At 54.9% G+C, this 21,600-nt stretch carries 20 protein-coding genes; 16 read left to right on the top strand and 4 right to left on the bottom strand.

Features of this window, described 5'->3' with window-relative positions:
- Positions 1-49: 49 nt before the first annotated feature.
- From AC6I8W_RS10705 to AC6I8W_RS10695, 3 genes are all read right to left on the bottom strand, one after another.
- Entirely contained in the window at positions 50-583 is a 534-nt protein-coding gene (locus AC6I8W_RS10705) for a hypothetical protein (protein WP_497834992.1), read from the bottom strand.
- 40 nt (positions 584-623) lie between these two features.
- Positions 624-1,744 (bottom strand): IS3 family transposase gene (locus AC6I8W_RS10700; RefSeq protein WP_497834991.1). Its coding sequence is split into 2 segments (ribosomal slippage): positions 624-1,486 and positions 1,486-1,744, totalling 1,122 coding nucleotides; the frame shifts between segments, so codons are not numbered across the junction.
- Positions 1,745-1,988: 244 nt separating this feature from the next.
- Positions 1,989-2,261: a VENN motif pre-toxin domain-containing protein gene (locus AC6I8W_RS10695; RefSeq protein WP_497834990.1), complete on the bottom strand. Its 273-nt coding sequence runs from the start codon at positions 2,259-2,261 to the stop codon at positions 1,989-1,991.
- Positions 2,262-2,356: 95 nt separating this feature from the next.
- Between AC6I8W_RS10695 and AC6I8W_RS10690 the strand changes: the two genes are divergently transcribed.
- The 3 genes from AC6I8W_RS10690 (at position 2,357) to AC6I8W_RS10680 (ending at position 5,286) form a co-directional block, all read left to right on the top strand.
- On the top strand, positions 2,357-3,133 hold the full coding sequence (locus AC6I8W_RS10690; protein ID WP_497834989.1) for an alpha/beta hydrolase: 777 nt from the start codon (positions 2,357-2,359) through the stop codon (positions 3,131-3,133).
- Positions 3,134-3,199: 66 nt separating this feature from the next.
- Complete coding sequence (locus AC6I8W_RS10685) at positions 3,200-3,877, top strand: heavy metal response regulator transcription factor (RefSeq protein ID WP_497834988.1); 678 nt, start codon at positions 3,200-3,202, stop codon at positions 3,875-3,877.
- On the top strand, positions 3,874-5,286 hold the full coding sequence (locus AC6I8W_RS10680) for a heavy metal sensor histidine kinase (protein WP_497834987.1): 1,413 nt from the start codon (positions 3,874-3,876) through the stop codon (positions 5,284-5,286). Before AC6I8W_RS10685 ends, AC6I8W_RS10680 begins: the two co-directional genes overlap by 4 nt.
- 66 nt (positions 5,287-5,352) lie before the next feature.
- Here AC6I8W_RS10680 and nifJ read toward each other — a convergent pair whose 3' ends face one another.
- Positions 5,353-8,862 (bottom strand): pyruvate:ferredoxin (flavodoxin) oxidoreductase, encoded by a 3,510-nt coding sequence (nifJ, locus tag AC6I8W_RS10675; RefSeq protein WP_497834986.1) that lies wholly within the window; start codon positions 8,860-8,862, stop codon positions 5,353-5,355.
- A gap of 365 nt (positions 8,863-9,227) precedes the next feature.
- On the opposite strand from nifJ, the gene nifH reads away from it, so the two are divergent.
- The 13 genes from nifH (at position 9,228) to AC6I8W_RS10610 (ending at position 21,600) form a co-directional block, all read left to right on the top strand.
- Positions 9,228-10,109 carry a nitrogenase iron protein gene (nifH, locus tag AC6I8W_RS10670; RefSeq protein ID WP_497834985.1) on the top strand — a complete coding sequence of 294 codons (882 nt, stop codon included), beginning with the start codon at positions 9,228-9,230 and terminating at the stop codon, positions 10,107-10,109.
- Positions 10,110-10,121: 12 nt separating this feature from the next.
- Entirely contained in the window at positions 10,122-11,570 is a 1,449-nt protein-coding gene (gene nifD / locus AC6I8W_RS10665; protein ID WP_497834984.1) for a nitrogenase molybdenum-iron protein alpha chain, read from the top strand.
- Positions 11,571-11,625: 55 nt separating this feature from the next.
- Positions 11,626-13,188: a nitrogenase molybdenum-iron protein subunit beta gene (nifK, locus tag AC6I8W_RS10660; RefSeq protein WP_497834983.1), complete on the top strand. Its 1,563-nt coding sequence runs from the start codon at positions 11,626-11,628 to the stop codon at positions 13,186-13,188.
- 42 nt (positions 13,189-13,230) lie between these two features.
- Entirely contained in the window at positions 13,231-13,467 is a 237-nt protein-coding gene (gene nifT, locus AC6I8W_RS10655) for a putative nitrogen fixation protein NifT (protein ID WP_497838166.1), read from the top strand.
- The gene (locus AC6I8W_RS10650; RefSeq protein WP_497834982.1) at positions 13,460-14,122 is read left to right on the top strand and encodes a NifB/NifX family molybdenum-iron cluster-binding protein; all 663 of its coding nucleotides are present in this window, start codon (positions 13,460-13,462) and stop codon (positions 14,120-14,122) included. Before nifT ends, AC6I8W_RS10650 begins: the two co-directional genes overlap by 8 nt.
- 162 nt (positions 14,123-14,284) lie before the next feature.
- On the top strand, positions 14,285-15,658 hold the full coding sequence (gene nifE, locus AC6I8W_RS10645) for a nitrogenase iron-molybdenum cofactor biosynthesis protein NifE (protein ID WP_497834981.1): 1,374 nt from the start codon (positions 14,285-14,287) through the stop codon (positions 15,656-15,658).
- A 15-nt stretch (positions 15,659-15,673) separates the two neighbouring features.
- Positions 15,674-17,047 carry a nitrogenase iron-molybdenum cofactor biosynthesis protein NifN gene (gene nifN / locus AC6I8W_RS10640; protein WP_497834980.1) on the top strand — a complete coding sequence of 458 codons (1,374 nt, stop codon included), beginning with the start codon at positions 15,674-15,676 and terminating at the stop codon, positions 17,045-17,047.
- The gene (locus AC6I8W_RS10635; protein WP_497834979.1) at positions 17,034-17,492 is read left to right on the top strand and encodes a NifB/NifX family molybdenum-iron cluster-binding protein; all 459 of its coding nucleotides are present in this window, start codon (positions 17,034-17,036) and stop codon (positions 17,490-17,492) included. Before nifN ends, AC6I8W_RS10635 begins: the two co-directional genes overlap by 14 nt.
- A 203-nt stretch (positions 17,493-17,695) precedes the next feature.
- Positions 17,696-18,520 carry a Fe-S cluster assembly protein NifU gene (nifU, locus tag AC6I8W_RS10630; RefSeq protein WP_497834978.1) on the top strand — a complete coding sequence of 275 codons (825 nt, stop codon included), beginning with the start codon at positions 17,696-17,698 and terminating at the stop codon, positions 18,518-18,520.
- 28 nt (positions 18,521-18,548) lie between these two features.
- Entirely contained in the window at positions 18,549-19,751 is a 1,203-nt protein-coding gene (gene nifS, locus AC6I8W_RS10625) for a cysteine desulfurase NifS (protein ID WP_497834977.1), read from the top strand.
- Positions 19,752-19,764: 13 nt separating this feature from the next.
- Positions 19,765-20,907, top strand: a complete 1,143-nt coding sequence (gene nifV, locus AC6I8W_RS10620) for a homocitrate synthase (protein WP_497838165.1) — start codon at positions 19,765-19,767, stop codon at positions 20,905-20,907.
- 1 nt (position 20,908) lies between these two features.
- Entirely contained in the window at positions 20,909-21,166 is a 258-nt protein-coding gene (locus AC6I8W_RS10615; RefSeq protein WP_497834976.1) for a nitrogenase-stabilizing/protective protein NifW, read from the top strand.
- Positions 21,163-21,600 (top strand): nitrogen fixation protein NifZ, encoded by a 438-nt coding sequence (locus AC6I8W_RS10610; protein ID WP_497834975.1) that lies wholly within the window; start codon positions 21,163-21,165, stop codon positions 21,598-21,600. The genes AC6I8W_RS10615 and AC6I8W_RS10610 overlap by 4 nt, the downstream gene beginning before the upstream one ends.

Raw genomic sequence — 21,600 nt, 5'->3', positions numbered from 1 at the left:
CTAACCCGGAATACTCCCCACCCGTAGCGATTAGCGGCAGCTAATTCGCTTAACATGAATGCAATGATCGGATACGTTCATTTTTACCGAACGCAACGACTTCGCAGGAAGGTTCATCTGCATAACCCAGCGGCATAAAAATAATACCTCCGTTTTTACAAGTATCCTCCATCCAGTTTTTTTTGAAATGGATGTCATTAAACGAATCCACGAGGATTTTATCTCCGCCCACAATAAAATATATGTTTTCGTTAGTGTTTATTAGGCTTTCGATGACACCTTCAGACTCCATATCCACATCACCATTACCTGTAAGAATGAGGCCGTTATTAGAATCTAATACGTGATCCTTCTTATTTTTAATATCATCCACTTTTACTCCACGTTCACCAAGCAAACCCCAAGTTTTTTTATGTCTGACAATTGCACTCTTAGGTTGCTCAGATGAAAAATCAACTACAACAACTACCTTACCAATCTCAGCATCAGTAAGCCTAAAGATCATTTTTTTTAACAAGCTTTCGAAAAATTTCTTCCTAGGCTTATCAGGGGCCTCCCAACTGATGGCTGAAATACCGTCCATTGTGATGCCATTGACCTGCCCCCAGTATTAGATACAACCTTCAGTTAGTAATATCGGTTGATTTTTCTTCATGTTTCCCGTTTCGCCAGCCTGCTGCAAATTCAAATGGCGTCTGGTAATTCAGCGATGAATGAGGTCTGGACTCGTTATAGTCCTGCCGCCAGCCATTAATGATTTTTCGGGCATGAAGAACATCGCTGAACCAGTGTTCATTCAAGCATTCATCCCGAAAGCGACCGTTGAAACTCTCAATAAATCCGTTCTGAGTTGGCTTGCCCGGCTGGATTAAGCGCAACTCAACACCATGCTCAAAGGCCCATTGATCCAGCGCGCGGCAGGTAAATTCCGGGCCCTGATCAGTTCTTATCGTCGTAGGATATCCACGAAACAGCGCAATGCTGTCCAGAATACGTGTCACCTGAACGCCTGTAATCCCGAATGCCGTGGTGATCGTCAGACACTCCTTCGTGAAATCATCCACGCAGGTCAGGCACTTAATCCTGCGGCCGCTGGCAAGTGCATCCATGACAAAATCCATCGACCATGTCAGGTTCGGCGCATCCGGACGAAGAAGCGGAAGCCGCTCAGTCGCCAGCCCCTTGCGGCGTCGCCTGCGTTTTACACTCAGGCCGTTGAGATGATAGATGCGGTATACCCGCTTGTGGTTGACGTGAAGGCCCTCCCGACGCAATAACTGCCAGATGCGCCGGTAACCAAAGCGGCGGCGCTCAAGTGCCAGCGCTGTGATGCGTAGAGACAGCTGCGCGTCAGCAGCCGGACGCTGAGCCGAATAACGGCAGGTGGACAGGGACAAACCTGCCAGCCTGCAGGCACGACGTTGCGACAGACCCGTTGCCTCACACATGACTTCCACGGCTTCCCGCTTCTGGTCTGTCGTCAGAACTTTCGGCCAAGAGCCACCTGAAGCGCCTCCTTATCCAGCATGGCTTCAGCGAGCAGCTTCTTGAGGCGGGCGTTCTCCTCTTCAAGCGACTTGAGCCGCTTCACTTCGGGAACTTCCATGCCGCCAAACTTCTTGCGCCAGGTGTAAAAGGTGGCGTCTGAAATAGCATGCTTGCGGCAGAGTTCCCGGGCTGAAACCCCGGCTTCGGCCTCGCGGAGGATACTGATGATCTGTTCGTCGGAAAATCGCTTCTTCATGGGGATGTCCTCATGTGACTGATGAAGACATTACTAACATCGCGGTGTATTAATCAACGGGGAGCAGGTCACCATAACGATTACTAAAATTTGCGATGTCATTCGGTTCTTGTATCTCTTTTGCATATCTAATCACAATCTCAGTAATCATAATGATTTCCTTCAGGATCATTAGTTTGTAGGGCTAATATTATTGATCAAACCGCTTTGATTTGTCTCTATATTGTAGTTTTTAACTTCCACACTACACGTTGAGCCATCGCACCAATCTGGTCGTGTACTTCCTTTTGTTCCGTATGGCACTTATTGGCTTACCATTCTCGTCATACTTTTGGCCAATCCCATTGGCTATATGTTGAATTTGTGGCTCATGAATCCCAAGAGTATCCTCATGCTCGAGATTTTCATCATCTCCAAGAGTATTATTCTCAACCGCATTCTTCCCGGCCACGGCCCCCGTCCCTACGCCCACCCCTGAATCCAATGCCAGCCCACCGGCCAGTCCCGCCGCTATCATTTTGTCATTTTTTTGTCATTATCTGGTCAGTAGTTTGTTAGTCCCTGGCGGATAGATTGGCTCATGTACACCTTTATTGAATCTGAGGATAAATCATGAAATTGCGTCATCTCTCCGCTCTCGTTTCTTTGGTTATGGCTGGCCTTGGCACCACGGCTCATGCTGCTACCGCTTCACCATCACCGGAAGTTAAAAACATTGTCCTGGTCCATGGTTTGTTTGCCGATGGTTCCAGTTGGGGCAAAGTCATCCCGTTATTGCAGGCTAAAGGTCTGCACGTGACTGCGGTACAGAATCCCACAACGTCTCTGGATAATGACGTTGCCGCAGTACAACGCGCGCTGGCACAACAAAATGGTCCGGTGATCCTGGTGGCCCACTCCTACGGGGGGATGGTGATCAGCCAGGCCGGTGATGTACCTGAAGTTAAGGGGTTGGTGTATATTGCCGCTCGCGCGCCTGATGCCGGTGAAGATTACCCGGCACTGACCAAAAAATACCCTGCGGCACCGGCCTCGGCGGGCCTGAAGTGGAATAATGACGGCTACGGCATGTTGACACAGTCTGCTTTTGTGCATGATTTCGCCGGGGACCTGCCAACCAAAGAGGCAATGGCCTACTACGCAGTACAGCAGCCGATCGGTAAAGCCATCACGATGGCAAAAACCACGGTTGCCGCCTGGCATGACAAACCGACCTGGTATGCAGTGTCAACCGAGGACCGTACCATTAACCCGGATTTAGAACGCTTCATGGCGAAGCGCATGCACGCACAAACAATTGAACTGAAATCCAGCCATGTGTCGTTGATTTCACAGCCAGTAGCGGTAGCCAACCTGATCATGAAAGCCGCACACGTACCAGGCTACTAAGTTATAATCTCGGGATTGGGGCGATCCCCTCGCCCTTTTCTCTCCTTATTACGGGATTGCCAGCGTTTGAAAATCCTCATCATTGAAGACGAAGCGAAAACGGCAGCCTATCTGGTGAATGGCCTCAATGAAGCGGGCTACACCGCTGACTGGGCGGCTAACGGTATTGATGGTCTCCACCTTGCGCGGGAAGAAGTCTACGACCTGATTTTGCTGGATGTCATGCTGCCGGAGATGTCCGGCTGGACGGTCATGGAGCGCCTACGCCAACATAGCCTGACGCCAGTGCTTTTTCTCAGTGCTCGCGGAACGCTGGAGGATCGTTTGCGTGGCCTGGGGCTGGGTGCAGATGAATATCTGGTTAAGCCCTTCTCTTTTGCCGAGCTGCTGGCGAGAATCCGTATCATTTTGCGCCGGGGACAACCGGTTGCGGAATCTGAGGAGGTCCTCTCGCTGGGTGATCTACTGTTAGATGTGGCGAAATTTCGCTGTGAGCGTGCGGGACAACGCATCACGCTAACCAATAAAGAGTTCAAACTGCTGACCTGTTTACTGCAACATCCAGGACAAGTGCTGTCGCGCACCTTTCTGGCCTCCCGTGTCTGGGATATGAACTTCGACAGTGATACCAACGTGGTGGATGTGGCCATACGCCGACTACGGCAAAAAGTTGACGATCCTTTCCCGGTACGCTTGATTCACACCGTGCACGGCGTTGGCTACCGGTGTGAGGTCGAAGCATGAAGCGCGGTTCTCTCACGCTTCGCCTCTCTGTGTTGCTGGCAGCGTTCTCCCTGATTGCGTTTAGCGTGATGGGCAGCGCACTTTACTTTGCGCTGCGCCAACAATTGTCGATACGCGATGATGCGGCCCTGGTATCCCGCATTGACCAAATCAGTACCTTGCTACGGAACCTTGACGCGCGGCAGCTGATTGATCAAAAACCGCATCTGTTTGCCAATATGCTGGGCAATACTGAGTCACTGCTGGTGATCCGTTATGTTGATGGTGCGACGTTGTTGGCAGTGAATCCCATGCAGCGCGATCTCCCGGTGGTGACACCTGTTCCTGTCGGCCAGAAGCTTTCACTTGATGCAGTAAAGCATTCAGTGATGGCGGATGGAACACCGATGATTTATATGGCCGCCATCAGCCCTTCGACGAATAATTTGCCACCCCTGGAAATTCTGTCGGCACGGGTGTTAAGCGACAGGACCCATATTCTTGCCGAGTATCGTAATAACATTTTGCTCTTTGCGTCGTTGATGGCGGTGATATCCGTGGTGCTGGCGGTCATCTTTGCCCGTCGCGGGCTTTCGCCGCTGCGTAGACTGGCGGATCGTACTGCGCAGATTGGCACCCAAACCCTCTCTTTCCGGCTGAATAAGGACGATGTTCCGACTGAACTGGATGCACTGATTGACCAGACGAACGCCATGCTGGACCGCATGGAACGGGGGTTCCAGCAACTGAAGCAGGTAAGTGCGGATATGGCGCATGATCTGCGCACACCGATAACGACCCTGTTAGGACAAACGGAAGTCGGACTGAGTGCGGCTCGCGATAACGCCTATTATCAGCGGCTGCTGGGTTCGAACTTTGAAGAGTTACAGCGCATGTCGCGGATGATCGATAACATGCTGTTTCTGGCGCAGGCGGAGCAGCCGGATCGGGTCATCCAGTGTAGCGATATCGATATCAGTGAAGAGATGAAGCGGATGCGTGAATACTTCGAAGATCTGGCCGCCGACCGGGATGTCACCATCCAGACTTACGGCAGCGGAAAGGTCTTCGCCGATGCGCTGCTGCTGCGCAGAGCGATGGCAAACCTGCTGTCAAACGCCGTGCGTTACGCACGTGCCGGAAGCCAAATCAACCTGATTGCTGAAGCACAGCCAGATGGGATGAGTATCCAGGTGATTAACCACGGTGAGACGATCGCCCCCTTACATCAGGAGCGGATCTTTGATCGTTTTTATCGGGCCGATCCTTCCCGAAATAACTCGGCCCACTCCAGCGGGCTAGGGTTGTCGATCGTCAACTCAATCATGCAGCTGCACCAGGGGCGCTGTTGGGTTGAAAGCCAGGAAGGTATCACCCGCTTTGGGCTACTGTTCCCGAACGCGAAATGCGTGAAATCACCGACTCACTAAGCCGAACTGCCGCTATTGCCGTCAGCATCAGAAAGAAGGTGCCTTAAAGGCACCTTCCGTAAATCATCATTCACCGGCCATTCTTTTGTACTGTTCAAAGCGTTGATTGGCATCCTTTTCCGTCTGGGCAAACAGCCGATCCGCCAGGTCTGGTGCAGTACGCCGCAGCGAAGCATAGCGCACCTCGCCGAGTAAAAAGTCGCGGAAACTCTCTTCTGGTTCCTCCGAATCCAGCATAAACGGATTTTTCCCCTTCTCCGCCAACTGTGGGTTATAACGCCACAGATGCCAGTAGCCAGCTTCGACCGCGCGTTTCGCTTCACGATGGCTGCATCCCATCCCCGCTTTTAACCCGTGGTTAATGCAGGCCGCATAGGCGATCACCAGGGAAGGACCCGGCCAGGCTTCTGCTTCGGTGATTGCCCGCAACGTCTGGGCTTTATCCGCTCCCATCGCAATCTGCGCGACATAAACGTTGCCATAACTGAGCGCCATCATGCCAAGGTCTTTTTTACGGGTGCGTTTTCCTTCGGCGGCGAATTTGGCGATAGCGGCGACCGGCGTGGATTTAGAGGATTGACCACCGGTGTTGGAGTACACCTCGGTATCATAAACCAGCACATTGATATCCTCCCCTGACGCCAGGACATGGTCCAGGCCACCAAAACCAATATCATAGGCCCAGCCATCACCACCAAAGATCCATTGTGAACGTTTGGCGAAGTAGTCCTGATTTTGATAGAGACGATTGAGCAGCTCATCATCGCCCTTCTCTTCTGCCAGCAAGGCTCTCAGATGCTCACCGCGATCACGCGTACCGCTGCCCTGATCTTTCAGCTCCAGCCATTGATGCAGTGCGTGGTGCAGCCCGGCGCTAAGTGGTCGATTAAGTGCCTGCGTTGCATAGTGAGCGAGCTGCTCACGAATCGCCCGTCCTCCCAGCATCATACCAAGGCCAAATTCGGCGTTGTCCTCAAACAGCGAGTTCGCCCACGCTGGCCCCTGGCCTTTATGGTTGGTGGTCCAGGGAATCGACGGCGCACTGGCCCCCCAGATTGATGAACAGCCGGTGGCATTGGCGATCATCATCCGATCGCCAAACAGTTGCGTCACCAGTCGCGCATAAGGTGTTTCACCACAACCGGCACAGGCACCGGAAAACTCCAGCAGCGGCGTTTCGAACTGGCTGCCTTTCACCGAGGTTTTACCAAATGGATTGGTCTTCGGTGCCAGCTCCAGCGCGTAATTCCACACGCTGCTCATATGTCGCTGGGTCTCCAGCGGCTGCATGCTCAGCGCTTTCCCTTTAGCCGGGCAGATATCGACGCAGTTACCGCAACCAGAACAGTCCAGCGGGGAAATTGCCAGGTGATATTCATAATCGGTTGCGCCCTGCGCCGGTTTGCTTAACAGCTCTGGCATGGCGAAATAGCGTTCCTCTGTGGTCAGCAGTGCCGGGCGCACGGCGGCGTGGGGGCAGATAAACGCGCATTGATTACATTGGGTACACCCCTCTGGCTGCCACACCGGGACTTCCAGCGCGATACCACGCTTCTCCCAGGCTGCGGTGCCGGTGGGAAAGGTGCCATCTTCCATACCGGCGAAGGCGCTCACCGGCAGCTTGTCGCCACACTGACGATTCATCGGTTCAAGAATGTTGCTGATAAAATCCGGCAGCAGCCGCACGGGAGCGGGTTTATCCTCCTGCATAGCCCAGCGTTCGGGCACCATCACTTCCTGAATCGCTTCCATCCCCAAATCAATGGCGGCGTTGTTCATATCGACCACATTTTGTCCTTTACTGCCGTAGGATTTCTCCACCGCCTGCTTGAGATAGATGGCAGCGGTGGGTGGTTCGATGATCCCAGCTAACTTAAAGAATGCCGCCTGCATCAACATATTGAAGCGCCCGCGCAATCCCAACTTACGGGCAATCTCCACCGCATTCAGGGTGTAAAAACGAATGCCATTGCGCGCAATGTAACGTTTGAAACTGGCGGGTAGCTTCTCCTCCAGTTCCTCGCCAAACCAGGTACAGTTCAGCAGAAAAGTCCCGCCGGGCGTTAACCCTTCCAGTAAGTCGTATTTGTCGACATACGATTGCTGCGAACAGGCAATAAAATCGGCACGGTGGATCAGGTACGGGGCATTGATGGGGTGATGACCAAAGCGCAGATGCGAAACCGTAATCCCGCCCGATTTCTTGGAGTCATAGGCGAAATACGCCTGAGCGTACATCGGGGTGTTATCACCGATGATTTTGATCGCGCTTTTATTCGCGCTCACGGTGCCATCCGATCCCAGCCCCCAGAATTTACAGGCGGTGATCCCCTCCGTGGAGACCTGCACCTCATGCACTGGCACCGGCAGGGAGGTATGAGTGACATCATCAAAGATGCCCACGGTAAAGCCATCTTGCGGCAGCGGCTTTTTCAGATTTTCAAAAACAGAGACGATATGTGACGGCAGAATATCCTTACCGCCGAGGGCATAACGCCCGCCAACAATCAGCGGCGGATTGTCATGCCGGTAGAAGGCGTTTTTCACATCCAGACACAGCGGCTCGGCCTGCGCGCCCGGCTCTTTGGTGCGATCCAGCACCGCGATACGTTTTACGCTGGCGGGAATGCGGGCAAAAAAATGCGCTAATGAAAAGGGGCGAAACAGATGGACCATCAGCACCCCGACCTTCTCACCGCTGTCAATCAAGGCATCGACCACGTCCTGAATGGTGTCGCACACCGACCCCATCGCAACAATCATATCCTCGGCATCCTCCGCGCCGTAATAATCGAACAGATGATATTCCCGTCCGGTGATGGCGGCGATCTCCGCCATGTAATGTTCCACAATGTCAGGCAAGGCGGCATAGAAACCGTTGGACGCTTCCCGCTCCTGAAAATAGATATCCGGGTTCTGCGCCGTACCACGGATCACCGGATGGTCTGGATTGAGAGCATGGCGGCGAAACCGATCCAGCGCCTCGGTGTCGAGTAGCGGTACCAGTTGCTCGTACTCCAGCACCTCGATTTTCTGGATTTCGTGCGAGGTGCGGAAACCGTCAAAGAAGTTAATAAACGGCACCCGCCCTTTAATCGCCGCCAGATGCGCCACCGCAGACAAGTCCATCACCTGCTGCACATTGCTTTCTGCCAGCATCGCGCAGCCTGTCTGGCGCACCGCCATCACGTCCTGGTGATCGCCAAAAATGTTCAGGGAGTTGGTTGCCAGCGCCCGTGCGCTGACATGAAACACGCCAGGTAACAACTCTCCGGCGATTTTGTAGAGATTCGGGATCATCAGCAACAACCCCTGGGAAGCGGTATAGGTGGTGGTTAATGCGCCTGCCTGTAACGCCCCGTGTACCGCACCGGCTGCACCCGCTTCCGACTGCATCTCCATCACCCGTACCGGTTGCCCAAACAGGTTCTTCTTCCCGGCGGCCGCCCACTCATCAACGTTTTCCGCCATAGGTGTGGAGGGAGTGATGGGATAAATCGCCGCCACATCAGTAAAGGCGTAGGAGATCCAGGCCGCTGCCGCGTTGCCATCCATCGTTTTCATTGTTCCGGACATGTCTGTTTCCTCGAAAATCGTCGTGACCTTGCCCGAAGCACAGCCTGTGCCAGTTTAGATTTAATAAATAAAAACAATCAGATGAAGGATTTTTCTGTTGCGTAGTGCGGGAAGCATTGCGCGGAACAGCACAGCCGACCCGACAACCTGTTGAACAGCTGACAAAGTCACGGGCCACTCCCCGGCATGCCTGAATTGTGTTGTTTGCAACAATTGGTCTGGCGATTGTTTCTTCTTTGTTCTGTTCATCAGCAGCAGGAAAACAATAAATCCTAAGGTATCAATGCATTATCCATCCTGGCACGGCTGGTATGTTCCCTGCACTGTTTCCTGAGCAAACACACCAAACCAACAGGAGACATACGATGACCATGCGTCAATGTGCCATCTACGGCAAAGGTGGTATCGGCAAATCCACCACCACTCAAAACCTGGTCGCCGCGCTGGCGGAGATGGGTAAGAAAGTCATGATTGTGGGCTGTGACCCCAAAGCGGACTCCACCCGTTTAATCCTGCACGCCAAAGCACAGAACACCATTATGGAAATGGCTGCGGAAGTCGGCTCTGTGGAAGATCTGGAGCTGGAAGATGTACTGCAAATTGGTTACGGCGACGTACGCTGTGCCGAATCCGGCGGCCCGGAACCCGGCGTCGGTTGCGCCGGTCGTGGCGTCATCACCGCCATCAACTTCCTTGAAGAAGAAGGTGCCTACGTGCCCGATCTCGACTTTGTCTTCTATGACGTGTTGGGGGACGTGGTGTGTGGCGGGTTTGCTATGCCGATCCGTGAAAACAAAGCACAGGAGATCTACATCGTCTGTTCCGGCGAAATGATGGCGATGTATGCCGCCAACAACATTTCCAAAGGGATCGTGAAATACGCCAAGTCTGGCAAAGTGCGTCTCGGTGGGCTGATTTGTAATTCACGCCAGACCGACCGTGAAGATGAGTTGATCATCGCGCTGGCGGAAAAACTTGGCACCCAGATGATCCACTTCGTCCCCCGCGACAATATCGTGCAGCGTGCCGAAATCCGCCGTATGACGGTGATTGAGTACGATCCCACCTGTAACCAGGCTAACGAATATCGCACGTTGGCCAACAAAATCGTCAACAACACCAAGATGGTGGTTCCGGTCCCCTGCACCATGGATGAGCTGGAAGAGTTGCTGATGGAGTTCGGCATTATGGATGCGGAAGATACCAGCATCATCGGCAAAACCGCGGCGGAAGAAAACGCCAACTAACAGGAACAGCCCATGAGCAATGCAACAGCCGATCGTAATCTGGAGATCATCCAGGAGGTGCTGGAGATCTACCCGGAAAAAACGCGCAAGGAACGCCGTAAACACATGATGGTGACCGACCCGGAGATGGAGAGTGTCGGGAAATGCATCATCTCCAACCGCAAATCGCAGCCGGGGGTAATGACGGTACGTGGTTGTGCCTATGCCGGTTCCAAAGGCGTGGTGTTCGGGCCGATCAAAGATATGGCCCATATCTCGCACGGTCCGGTCGGTTGCGGTCAATATTCACGCGCCGGACGCCGCAACTACTTCACCGGGGTCAGCGGGGTCGACAGTTTCGTGACCCTCAACTTCACCTCTGATTTTCAGGAGCGTGACATCGTGTTTGGTGGCGATAAAAAACTCACCAAACTGATTGAAGAGATGGAGGAACTGTTCCCGCTGACCAAAGGGATCAGTATCCAGTCGGAGTGTCCGGTCGGACTGATTGGCGACGATATCTCGGCCGTAGCCAAAGCCAGCAGCACGGCCATCAACAAACCGGTGGTGCCGGTGCGCTGCGAAGGCTTTCGCGGCGTATCGCAGTCGCTGGGCCACCATATCGCCAATGATGTGATCCGTGACTGGGTGCTGGACAACCGCGAAGGGCAAGCCTTTGCCACCACCCCCTACGATGTGGCGATTATCGGTGACTACAACATCGGTGGCGATGCCTGGGCCTCGCGTATTCTGCTGGAAGAGATGGGGCTGCGGGTGGTGGCGCAGTGGTCAGGGGATGGCACGCTGGTCGAAATGGAAAACACCCCGTTTGTGAAACTCAACCTGGTGCACTGCTATCGTTCGATGAACTACATCTCGCGCCATATGGAGGAGAAGCACGGTATTCCGTGGATGGAATACAACTTCTTTGGGCCGACTAAAGTGGCCGAGTCGTTACGCAAAATCGCCGAACAGTTTGATGACCACATTCGAGCCAATGCCGAAGCGGTGATTGCCCGCTATCAGGCACAAAACGACGCCATCATCGCGAAATACCGGCCACGGCTGGAAGGTCGCAAGGTGCTGCTCTACATGGGCGGATTGCGTCCTCGCCATCTGATTGGAGCTTATGAAGATCTGGGCATGGAGATCATCGCTGCGGGCTACGAGTTCGGTCATAACGACGACTACGATCGTACCCTGCCGGACCTGAAGGAAGGCACGCTACTGTTTGATGATGCCAGCAGTTACGAGTTGGAAGCCTTTGTCAAAGCGCTCAAACCAGACCTGATCGGCTCGGGCATCAAAGAAAAATACATTTTCCAGAAGATGGGCGTGCCATTCCGTCAGATGCACTCCTGGGACTACTCCGGCCCCTATCACGGCTATGACGGCTTCGCCATTTTTGCCCGTGATATGGATATGACCTTAAACAATCCCGCCTGGGGCCAACTCACTGCGCCCTGGCTGAAATCCGCCTGACATCTCTTATGCATTCCCGTTAGTTCACCGATTTGTGGCGCGGGAGGAGAAAACCATGAGCCAGACTGTTGATAAGATTCATAATTGTCATCCTTTATTCGAACAGGATGAGTACCAGAAACTGTTCAGTGGCAAACGATCCCAGGAAGAAGCCTGGGATCAGGCGCGGGTGCAGGAAGTGTTCCAGTGGACGACGACTGCCGAATATGAAGCCCTGAACTTCAAACGTGAAGCGCTGACCATTGACCCGGCCAAAGCCTGCCAGCCTCTCGGTGCCGTGCTCTGCGCGTTGGGGTTTGCCAACACCCTACCCTATGTGCACGGTTCTCAGGGATGCGTGGCCTATTTCCGCACCTATTTTAACCGTCATTTTAAGGAGCCGGTGGCCTGCGTATCAGACTCGATGACCGAGGATGCGGCGGTATTCGGCGGCAATAACAACATGAATACCGGGCTGCAAAATGCCAGCACCCTGTATAAACCGGAAATCATCGCGGTCTCCACCACCTGCATGGCAGAGGTCATTGGCGATGATTTGCAGGCGTTTATTGCCAACGCCAAAAAAGACGGTTTTGTCGATGCCAGCCTGCCGGTGCCGTTCGCGCATACGCCGAGTTTTATCGGCAGCCATATCACTGGCTGGGACAATATGTTTGAAGGCTTTGCCAAAACGTTTACCGCAGACCATGAGGCGCAGCCCGGCAAAATTCCCCGTCTGAATATGGTGACCGGGTTCGAAACCTATCTGGGCAATTTCCGGGTACTGAAACGCATGATGGCACAAATGGCGGTGCCCTGTAGCCTGCTGTCGGATCCTTCTGAGGTGCTGGACACCCCGGCTGATGGTCACTACCACATGTATGCCGGAGGCACCACGCAGCAGGAGATGCGCGAGGCTCCCGATGCCATAGACACCCTGCTGCTGCAACCCTGGCAACTGGTGAAAAGCAAAAAAGTGGTGCAGGAGATGTGGAATCAGCCAGCGACCGAGGTGCAAATCCCGCTGGGGCTGGCCGCGACCGACGAATTACTGATGACCGTCAGCCAACTGACCGGCAAACCCATCCCCGCTGCGCTGGCGCTGGAACGTGGCCGTCTGGTGGATATGATGCTGGATTCTCACTCCTGGCTGCACGGCAAAAAATTTGGTCTGTATGGCGACCCGGATTTTGTCATGGGCCTGACGCGTTTTCTGTTGGAATTGGGTTGCGAGCCGACGGTTATCCTGTGTCATAACGGCAACAAACGCTGGCAGAAAGCCATGAAAAAGATGCTGGAAGCGTCACCTTACGGCAAAGAGAGTGAAGTGTTTATCAACTGCGACCTGTGGCATTTCCGCTCGCTGATGTTTACCCGCCAGCCGGATTTTATGATCGGTAATTCCTACGCCAAATTCATTCAGCGCGACACTCTGGCAAAAGGTGAGCAGTTTGAGGTGCCGTTGATTCGCCTCGGATTCCCGTTGTTCGATCGCCACCATCTGCATCGCCAGACCACCTGGGGTTACGAAGGTGCCATGAGCATACTGACCACGCTGGTGAACGCGGTGCTGGAAAAAGTGGACAGAGACACGATCAAACTCGGCAAAACCGATTACGGCTTTGACCTTATTCGTTAATTATCATGCGCCCCGTCCGAGACGGGGCGACAGGGGGACATGATGCCGATGGTGATTTTTCGACAACGTGGCGCAGAGTTGTATTGTTATATCGCCAAACAGGATCTGGAGGCCAAAGTGACGCAGGTCGAATATGACACGCCGGAACGCTGGGGTGGAGCCGTTGCGCTGGAGGGTGGCCGTCGTTATTACGTCAGTATCCAGCCAGGACGTCCGGATTTTCCGGTAAGCCTGCGCGCCAGCCGCGATGCACAAACTCAGGGGGTGGATAATGTCTGACAACGATGTGCTTTTCTGGCGCATGCTGGCGTTGTTTCAATGCCTGCCGGAACTACAGCCCGCGCAGATCATGACCTGGCTCACCCGGGAACAGGATGAGGCACTGACGCCTGCGCGTCTGGCGGCCTACACCCAGCGTCAGCTGGAAGCCTTCTTCCCCGGAGAAGAGGTGCTGATGTCCCCGGGACGTTGGTCACGGATTAAATCCTGCCTGCGCGGTGAGTTACCTTTCCATCTGCGTGTTCAAACCCTTACACAACGTAAGCCAGAGTTATTGGTGGCGTTTTGTTCACAGGATGGTCTGGTGATCAATGGTCATTTTGGTCAGGGACGGTTGTTCTTTATTTACGGCTTTGATGATGGAGGCTGCTGGTTACATAGCTTACGTCGTTACCCTTCTGCGCCGCAGGAGGAGGAGGCAAATGAGGTTCGGGCGAAATTGCTGAGTGACTGTCAGCTGTTGTTTTGTGAAGCCATTGGTGGCCCCGCTGCGGCAAGGCTGATCCGCCACAACATCTACCCGATGAAAGTGGCCCCCGGGCTCGCGATTTCCACCCAATGCGACAACATCAACAAGTTGCTTGCCGGACAGTTGCCACCGTGGCTGGCAAAACGCCTCAACCGCACCAATCCACTGGAAAGCCGTGTCTTCTAATCCACCATGACCTCACGAGACGTGTTTTGTCTTGTGAGGTCCCTGCCGTCATTGTCTGCTTTGTTGTAAAGGCGACAACGTTTTCTCCTTTAAAATCAATGCGAATTGACTGGTCTGCAATTTGCAACGGCTACGCTAACCCAATCAGTCAATGAGGTCACTATGAAGGGGAATGAGATCCTGGCACTGCTGGATGAGCCAGCCTGTGAGCATAACCATAAACAAAAGTCCGGTTGTAGCGCACCCAAACCGGGGGCGACGGCGGGTGGCTGTGCCTTCGATGGCGCGCAAATCACGCTGCTGCCGATTGCCGATGTGGCGCATCTGGTACATGGCCCAATCGGCTGCACCGGCAGCTCCTGGGATAATCGCGGCAGCTTCAGCTCAGGAGCGGTGATAAATCGGCTGGGCTTTACCACCGATTTAAATGAACAGGATGTGATTATGGGGCACGGTGAGCGCCGCTTATTTCACGCCGTGCGGCATATCGTCAGTCGTTACCACCCGGCGGCGGTGTTTATCTACAATACCTGCGTCCCGGCGATGGAGGGCGATGATATCGAAGCGGTATGCCGGGCGGCAGCAACCGCCACCGGTGTACCGGTGATCGCCATTGATGTGGCCGGTTTTTATGGCAGCAAGAATCTCGGCAATCGTCTGGCCGGGGAAATGATGGTTAAACAGGTGATTGGCGGACGCGAACCGGCCCCCTGGCCCGACAACTCCCCTTTCCCACCGGAACATCGTCACGATATTAGCCTGATCGGTGAATACAACATCGCCGGGGAGTTCTGGCATATCCAGCCGTTGCTGGATGAGCTGGGCATTCGTGTGTTAGGCACCCTTTCCGGCGACGGGCGTTTTGCCGAAATCCAGACGTTGCATCGTGCGCAGGTCAACATGCTGGTGTGCTCACGCGCGTTAATCAACGTGGCGCGCGCCCTCGAACAACGTTACGGTACGCCGTGGTTTGAAGGCAGTTTCTACGGGGTGCGTGCTACCTCGGAATCGCTACGGCAGTTGGCTGCCCTGACCGGTGATAACGACCTGGTGCAGCGTACCGAGACGTTGATCGACCGTGAAGAACGGGCTGCTGATCAGACACTGGCTCCGTATCGCGAGCGTCTGCGTGGCCGCAAGGCGTTGCTGTATACCGGTGGTGTGAAGTCGTGGTCGGTGGTGTCGGCGTTGCAGGACCTGGGCATGACCGTGGTTGCCACCGGCACGCGTAAATCCACCGAAGAGGATAAACAACGCATCCGTGAGTTGATGGGTGACGATGCCCTGATGCTGGATGAAGGCAATGCCCGCACCTTACTGGATGTGGTCTATCGCTATCAGGCGGACATGATGATCGCCGGTGGACGCAATATGTATACCGCCTATAAAGCGCGCTTGCCGTTCCTCGATATCAATCAGGAGCGTGAGCATGCTTATGCGGGTTATCAGGGCATCGTCACGCTGGCGCAACAGCTGTGTCAGACGCTGGAAAGCCCAATATGGTCACAAACCCATGCGCGCGCACCGTGGCATTAACCGCAGGAGCAGGTTATGGCAGAGATTATTCGTTCTAAAAAGCCACTGGCCGTCAGCCCGGTCAAGAGCGGGCAACCACTGGGTGCCATTCTCGCCAGTATGGGGTTTGAACACTGTATCCCGCTGGTGCACGGTGCGCAGGGGTGTAGCGCCTTCGCTAAAGTCTTTTTTATCCAGCATTTTCATGACCCTATCCCACTGCAATCCACTGCAATGGACCCGACGTCGACCATTATGGGGGCTGACGACAATATCATGACGGCGCTGAACACGCTGTGTCAGCGCAATAACCCGAAAGCCATCGTGTTGCTCAGCACCGGGTTGTCGGAGGCCCAGGGGAGCGACATTTCCCGCGTGGTGCGTCAGTTTCGTGAAGCGTCCCCGCGCCATAAAGGCGTGGCGTTGTTAACGGTCAATACTCCCGACTTTTATGGCTCGCTGGAGAATGGCTTCAGTGCCGTGCTGGAAAACATGATCGAGCAATGGATCCCGGATAAACCGCTGCCAATGGGGCGTAACCGGCGCGTCAATTTGCTGCTCAGCCATCTGATCACCCCCGGTGATGTGGAGTTGCTGCGCAGCTATGTCGAAGCATTTGGTTTGCAACCGGTGATGGTGCCGGATCTGTCGTTATCGCTGGACGGACATCTGGCGAGCGGCGACTTCTCTCCGGTGACGCAAGGCGGCAGCTCGCTGGCGCACATCGAACAGATGGGCCAAAGCCTGTGTACCTTCGCCATTGGAGTCTCCTTGTCCCATGCCGTCACCCTGATGGCTCAGCGCAGCCGGGGTGAGGTGATCGCCCTGCCACATCTGATGACGCTGGAACTGTGCGATCAATTTATCCATCAGTTGAAGTTGCTCTCAGGTCGCAGCGTACCTGGCTGGATAGAACGTCAGCGTGGGCAGCTACAGGATGCGATGATCGACTGCCATATGTGGCTACAGGGCGTGCCAATCGCCATGGCGGCGGAAGGCGATCTGCTGGCAGCATGGTGTGATTTTGCCGTCAGCCAGGGGATGGAACCCGGCCCGATTATTGCCCCGGTCAGCCAGAAGGGATTATCCCGTTTACCGGTCGACAAGGTGGTGATTGGCGACCTGGAGGATATGCAGGATCTGCTACGCCTCACCCCAGCGAGCCTGTTGGTGGCAAACTCGCATGCGGCCGACCTGGCCCAACACGCAGGCCTCTCACTGATTCGTGCGGGTTTTCCCATTTATGATCGGCTGGGCGAGTTTCGCCGGGTGCGCCAGGGGTATATGGGCATCCGCGACACCTTATTTGAACTGGCCAATGTGATGAGCCAGCACCATCATTCCCTTACGCCCTGGCGCTCACCGTTACGCCAGCAATTCGGTCCGGGAGCACAGCATGTACCAGGTTAGCCGGCAGTTCAGTACCGTCTGCGCTGAAGAGTGGCCCATGAAAGTGGCCTTTGCCAGCTCGGATTGCCTCCATGTAGATCAGCATTTTGGCGCGACCCCGCGTCTGGTGGTGTACGGGGTCAAGGAACATGAAGTGATGCTGTTACGTGTGGCCGACTTTGCCGTATTTTCCGGCCATCAGGAGGAGAAAATCAGCAGTCGCATCAAGGCGCTGGAGGATTGCGTCACCCTGTATTGTGTGGCGATCGGGGAGATGGTGTTTCGTCAGTTGTTGCAAATCGGCGTACGTGCGGTGCGCGTACCCGCGACGACTACCATTGGCGAATTACTCCAGGAGATTCATCACTATTGGTACGACAAAGAGCAGCGCAAAAAGAAACGAGACCCGGAGCGCTTCGCCCGACTGCTGGAGGAAAAGGAGTGGGATGATAAAGATCTGGGCTAGTCGTTTCTCTGACACAACTGTGACAAACCCCACATTTAACCGCGACATTGATCGCGGTTTTTTTATGGTTAATCATCTATTCAATTGAATAATATGGTTTTTTACTTCTGGTACTGCTTTTGCTTGATAGTGATATCCCGCTGTTTATTACGGCGGGGAAATGCGCCAAGGCGCTTTCCGTCATAGTACTGGGAGCTGAGAGCATGTGGAATTATTCCGAGAAGGTGAAAGACCATTTTTTCAATCCCCGCAATGCCCGGGTGGTGGATGAAGCTAACGCGATTGGCGACGTGGGATCCTTGAGCTGTGGTGATGCCCTGCGTCTGATGCTGCGGGTTGACCCGGAGAATGAAACCATCCTGGAGGCCGGATTTCAGACCTTTGGTTGTGGCAGTGCCATTGCCTCGTCTTCTGCCCTGACCGAGTTGATTATTGGCCGCACCCTTAGCGAAGCTGAGCAGGTCACCAATCAACAAATTGCTGATTACCTCGACGGCCTGCCGCCGCAAAAAATGCATTGTTCGGTGATGGGCCAGGAAGCGCTTCATGCGGCGATTGCCAACTATCGCGGCCTCACTCTCGACGATGACCACGAAGAAGGTGCACTGATTTGTAAATGCTTTGGGGTTGATGAGGGGCACATCCGCCGTGCGGTGCTCAGCAACGGCCTGACCACCCTTGAAGAGGTGATCAACTACACCAAAGCCGGCGGTGGTTGCACCTCCTGCCATGAAAAAATCGAGCTGGCTCTCGCCACTATTCTCGCCAGCGCTCCCGAGGTTAGCACCCCGGTCAGCAGCGCCAAAGATCCCCACTGGCAGGAGGTGATGGAAACCATCACCGAGCTGCGTCCCCATATCCAGGCGGATGGCGGTGATATGTCGCTGGTGAATGTCGCCCATCACACCGTGACCGTCAGCCTGACCGGCAGTTGCAGCGGCTGCATGATGACCGATATGACCCTCGCCTGGTTGCAGCAAAAGCTGATGGAACGCACCGGTTGTTATATGGAAGTGGTGGCGGCTTAAACCGTCGTTAATGATAGGGGAAACGCATATGAAACAGGTTTATCTGGATAACAACGCCACCACTCGCATTGACCCGATGGTACTGGAAGCGATGATGCCGTTTTTAACCGACCATTACGGTAATCCCTCCTCGATCCATGATTTTGGCACGCCATCCCGCGCCGCATTAGAACGCGCTCATCAGCAGGTGGCGGCCCTGCTTGGCGCGGATCACAGCAGCGAAATTATCTTTACCTCTTGCGCCACAGAAGCCACCTCCACCGCGTTGCATAGCGCTGTCGAGGCGCAGCCGGAAAGACGGGAAATCATCACCACGGCAGTCGAGCATCCGGCCACATTGGAGGTGTGCGAACATCTGGAACGTCAGGGATACCTGATTCATCGGCTGGCGGTCGACAGTGAAGGCGCGCTGGATATGGCGCAGTATCGCCAGGCGTTGAGCCAGCGGGTGGCGCTGGTGAGTATCATGTGGGCCAACAACGAAACCGGAGTGATGTTTCCGGTGGAAGAAATGGCGGCGCTGGCGCATGAGTATGGCGCGTTGTTCCACTGCGATGCGGTGCAGGTGACCGGCAAGATCCCGCTCCATGTGGGGCAGACAACGATCGATATGCTCTCCTGCTCCGCCCACAAACTGCACGGCCCAAAAGGGGTTGGTTGCCTCTATCTGCGGCGTGGAACGCGATTTCGTCCGCTGCTGCGTGGCGGCCACCAGGAACGGGGACGCCGCGCCGGTACAGAAAACATCGCTGGCATTGTCGGCATGGGAATGGCATGTGAACTGGCGCAGGTGCATCTGCCGGGCATGACCACCATTGCCCAGTTGCGGGACAGGCTCCAGCAAAGCGTGATTTCCCAAATTCCCTCCGTCAGGGTGATGGGCGGTCAGCAACCGCGTGTTCCCGGCACCGTCAATCTGGCGTTTGAATATATCGAAGGAGAAGCCATTTTATTGCTGTTGAATCAGGCCGGGATTGCGGCTTCCAGCGGCAGTGCCTGCACCTCAGGATCGCTTGAACCCTCACATGTGATGCGGGCGATGAATATCCCCTACACCGCTGCGCACGGCAGCATTCGCTTTTCGCTATCGCGTTATACGCGGGAAAAAGAGATTGAGTACGTCATTCAGACGCTACCTGCGATTATCGCCCGTCTCCGCTTGCTGTCGCCCTACTGGCAGGATGGCAAACCCGCGCCGGAACAGGCGGCATTTATGCCCACTTACGGTTAAGGAGATGACAACCATGTCCACGGTGTTGATCAACGATACCACCCTGCGGGACGGTGAACAGAGTCCCGGCGTGGCGTTCCGCGCCAGTGAAAAAATCGCTATCGCAGAGGCATTATATGCTGCTGGCATCACGGCACTGGAAGTGGGCACCCCGGCGATGGGTGAAGAAGAACGCGCCCGTATCCAGTTGGTACGCCGCCATCTGCCCGCTGCCATCTTAATGACCTGGTGTCGGATGAGCGGTGATGAGATCCGCCAGAGCGCGGAACTGGGGATGGACTGGGTCGATATCTCCCTGCCCACCTCCGAGAAGCTGCGGCAATACAAGTTACGCGAAGCACTGCCGGTGTTGCTGGAGCGGCTTGCCGACCTGATTGTGTTGTCGCGATCGCTGGGGATGAAGGTATGCGTGGGATGTGAAGATGCATCCCGTTCCAGCGATAACGATTTACGCCTGGTGGCGCAGGTGGCGCAGGAAGCCGGTGCGCAACGGCTGCGCTTTGCCGATACCCTGGGCGTGCTTGATCCCTTTGCCACTGCCGCCCGGATTACCGCGCTGCGTAGCTGCTGGCCGTTGGAGATTGAAATGCATGCGCACGATGATTTAGGTCTGGCGACTGCCAACACGTTGGCCGCTGTCCAGGCGGGTGCAACCAGCGTGAACACCACGGTGCTGGGATTGGGTGAACGCGCGGGCAATGCGGCGCTGGAGACGGTGGCGCTCGGCCTCAGCCGCTGTCTGGAGAGAGATTGTGGCGTCGATTTTCGTCAGTTGCCTGCGTTGTGCCAGCAGGTGGCGGCAGCCGCACAACGCACCATCGACGTTCAGCATCCCCTGGTAGGCGATCAGGTTTTTACCCATGAATCCGGGGTACATGTCGCTGCGCTGTTGCGCGATCGGGAGAGTTATCAGGCTATCGATCCAGCGCTGGTAGGACGTGAATATCGTCTGGTGCTGGGTAAACACTCCGGGCGGCAAGCGGTGGATGGGGTATTCAGCAAAATGGGCTATACCCTCGACACACTTCAGATTGACCTGCTGTTACCGGCAATCCGTCGCTTTGCCGAGAGCTGGAAACGCATCCCCCAAGACTATGAGCTGATCGCCATTTACGACCAACTTTGCGGTGCAACTGCGCCAGCGCTAAGGATCTAATATGCAATGGTTTTATCAGATTCCCGGCGTTGATGCGCTGGACACGGCGGAATCCTTTTTTATGTTTTTTGCCGTCGATTACGATGCCACGCTGTTGAAGCCCTGCTGCCTGCCGGTATTAAGAGATTTTCACCGTAAGATCCGTGACAACGTCCCCCTGCAAAATCATCTGGAAGTTGAACCGCGCGCCCCCTGGCTGCTGGCCCGGCGTTTACTGACGGAGAGTTATCAGCACTACACGCAAGGGAGCCAGCCATGAGAACAAAATTCGCCTTAGGCGATGAGGTCAGGGTGATCCGTGCCATCCGCAATGACGGCACCATGTACGGTTACGCCACCGGTGAGTTACTGGTGCGGCGTGGCAGTACCGGCTTTGTACGTTCGTGCGGAACTTTTTTGCTGGATCAGATCATTTATCAGGTCCACTTCCTCGGCAGTGACATGATTGTCGGTTGTCGTGAGCAGGAGATCATCAGCGCCGCAGCGGCCTGGCATGCCGGACATTTTCAGTATGGCGACAGTGTGATCTGCCGGCATACCCTGACGGTGGAGGGCAAAGTTGCGGTGCGCTCTGGCGCGCGTGGCCGCATTGAACGCACCGATCAGGGAGAAAATGGTGAAATTTATACCGTGATGTTTGGTGAGCGTTGGTTTCAGGTACCTGCCAGCGCCATCAAATTACTGGAGGAATAA

This window comes from Pantoea sp. X-Soil-TKNS-1211, from assembly GCF_059730495.1.
The sequence above is the reverse complement of the archived record's forward strand: the minus strand, read 5'-3'. Positions and strand labels throughout refer to the sequence as shown.

What these genes read in the sequence shown, in the direction of transcription:
- AC6I8W_RS10705 (WP_497834992.1), bottom strand. Translation starts at nt 583, where the DNA reads ATGGACGGTATTTCAGCCATCAGTTGGGAGGCCCCTGATAAGCCTAGG.
- AC6I8W_RS10695 (WP_497834990.1), bottom strand. Translation starts at nt 2,261, where the DNA reads ATGATAGCGGCGGGACTGGCCGGTGGGCTGGCATTGGATTCAGGGGTG.
- AC6I8W_RS10690 (WP_497834989.1), top strand. Translation starts at nt 2,357, where the DNA reads ATGAAATTGCGTCATCTCTCCGCTCTCGTTTCTTTGGTTATGGCTGGC.
- AC6I8W_RS10680 (WP_497834987.1), top strand. Translation starts at nt 3,874, where the DNA reads ATGAAGCGCGGTTCTCTCACGCTTCGCCTCTCTGTGTTGCTGGCAGCG.
- nifJ (WP_497834986.1), bottom strand. Translation starts at nt 8,862, where the DNA reads ATGTCCGGAACAATGAAAACGATGGATGGCAACGCGGCAGCGGCCTGG.
- nifH (WP_497834985.1), top strand. Translation starts at nt 9,228, where the DNA reads ATGACCATGCGTCAATGTGCCATCTACGGCAAAGGTGGTATCGGCAAA.
- nifD (WP_497834984.1), top strand. Translation starts at nt 10,122, where the DNA reads ATGAGCAATGCAACAGCCGATCGTAATCTGGAGATCATCCAGGAGGTG.
- nifK (WP_497834983.1), top strand. Translation starts at nt 11,626, where the DNA reads ATGAGCCAGACTGTTGATAAGATTCATAATTGTCATCCTTTATTCGAA.
- nifT (WP_497838166.1), top strand. Translation starts at nt 13,231, where the DNA reads ATGCCGATGGTGATTTTTCGACAACGTGGCGCAGAGTTGTATTGTTAT.
- AC6I8W_RS10650 (WP_497834982.1), top strand. Translation starts at nt 13,460, where the DNA reads ATGTCTGACAACGATGTGCTTTTCTGGCGCATGCTGGCGTTGTTTCAA.
- nifE (WP_497834981.1), top strand. Translation starts at nt 14,285, where the DNA reads ATGAAGGGGAATGAGATCCTGGCACTGCTGGATGAGCCAGCCTGTGAG.
- nifN (WP_497834980.1), top strand. Translation starts at nt 15,674, where the DNA reads ATGGCAGAGATTATTCGTTCTAAAAAGCCACTGGCCGTCAGCCCGGTC.
- AC6I8W_RS10635 (WP_497834979.1), top strand. Translation starts at nt 17,034, where the DNA reads ATGTACCAGGTTAGCCGGCAGTTCAGTACCGTCTGCGCTGAAGAGTGG.
- nifU (WP_497834978.1), top strand. Translation starts at nt 17,696, where the DNA reads ATGTGGAATTATTCCGAGAAGGTGAAAGACCATTTTTTCAATCCCCGC.
- nifS (WP_497834977.1), top strand. Translation starts at nt 18,549, where the DNA reads ATGAAACAGGTTTATCTGGATAACAACGCCACCACTCGCATTGACCCG.
- nifV (WP_497838165.1), top strand. Translation starts at nt 19,765, where the DNA reads ATGTCCACGGTGTTGATCAACGATACCACCCTGCGGGACGGTGAACAG.
- AC6I8W_RS10615 (WP_497834976.1), top strand. Translation starts at nt 20,909, where the DNA reads ATGCAATGGTTTTATCAGATTCCCGGCGTTGATGCGCTGGACACGGCG.
- AC6I8W_RS10610 (WP_497834975.1), top strand. Translation starts at nt 21,163, where the DNA reads ATGAGAACAAAATTCGCCTTAGGCGATGAGGTCAGGGTGATCCGTGCC.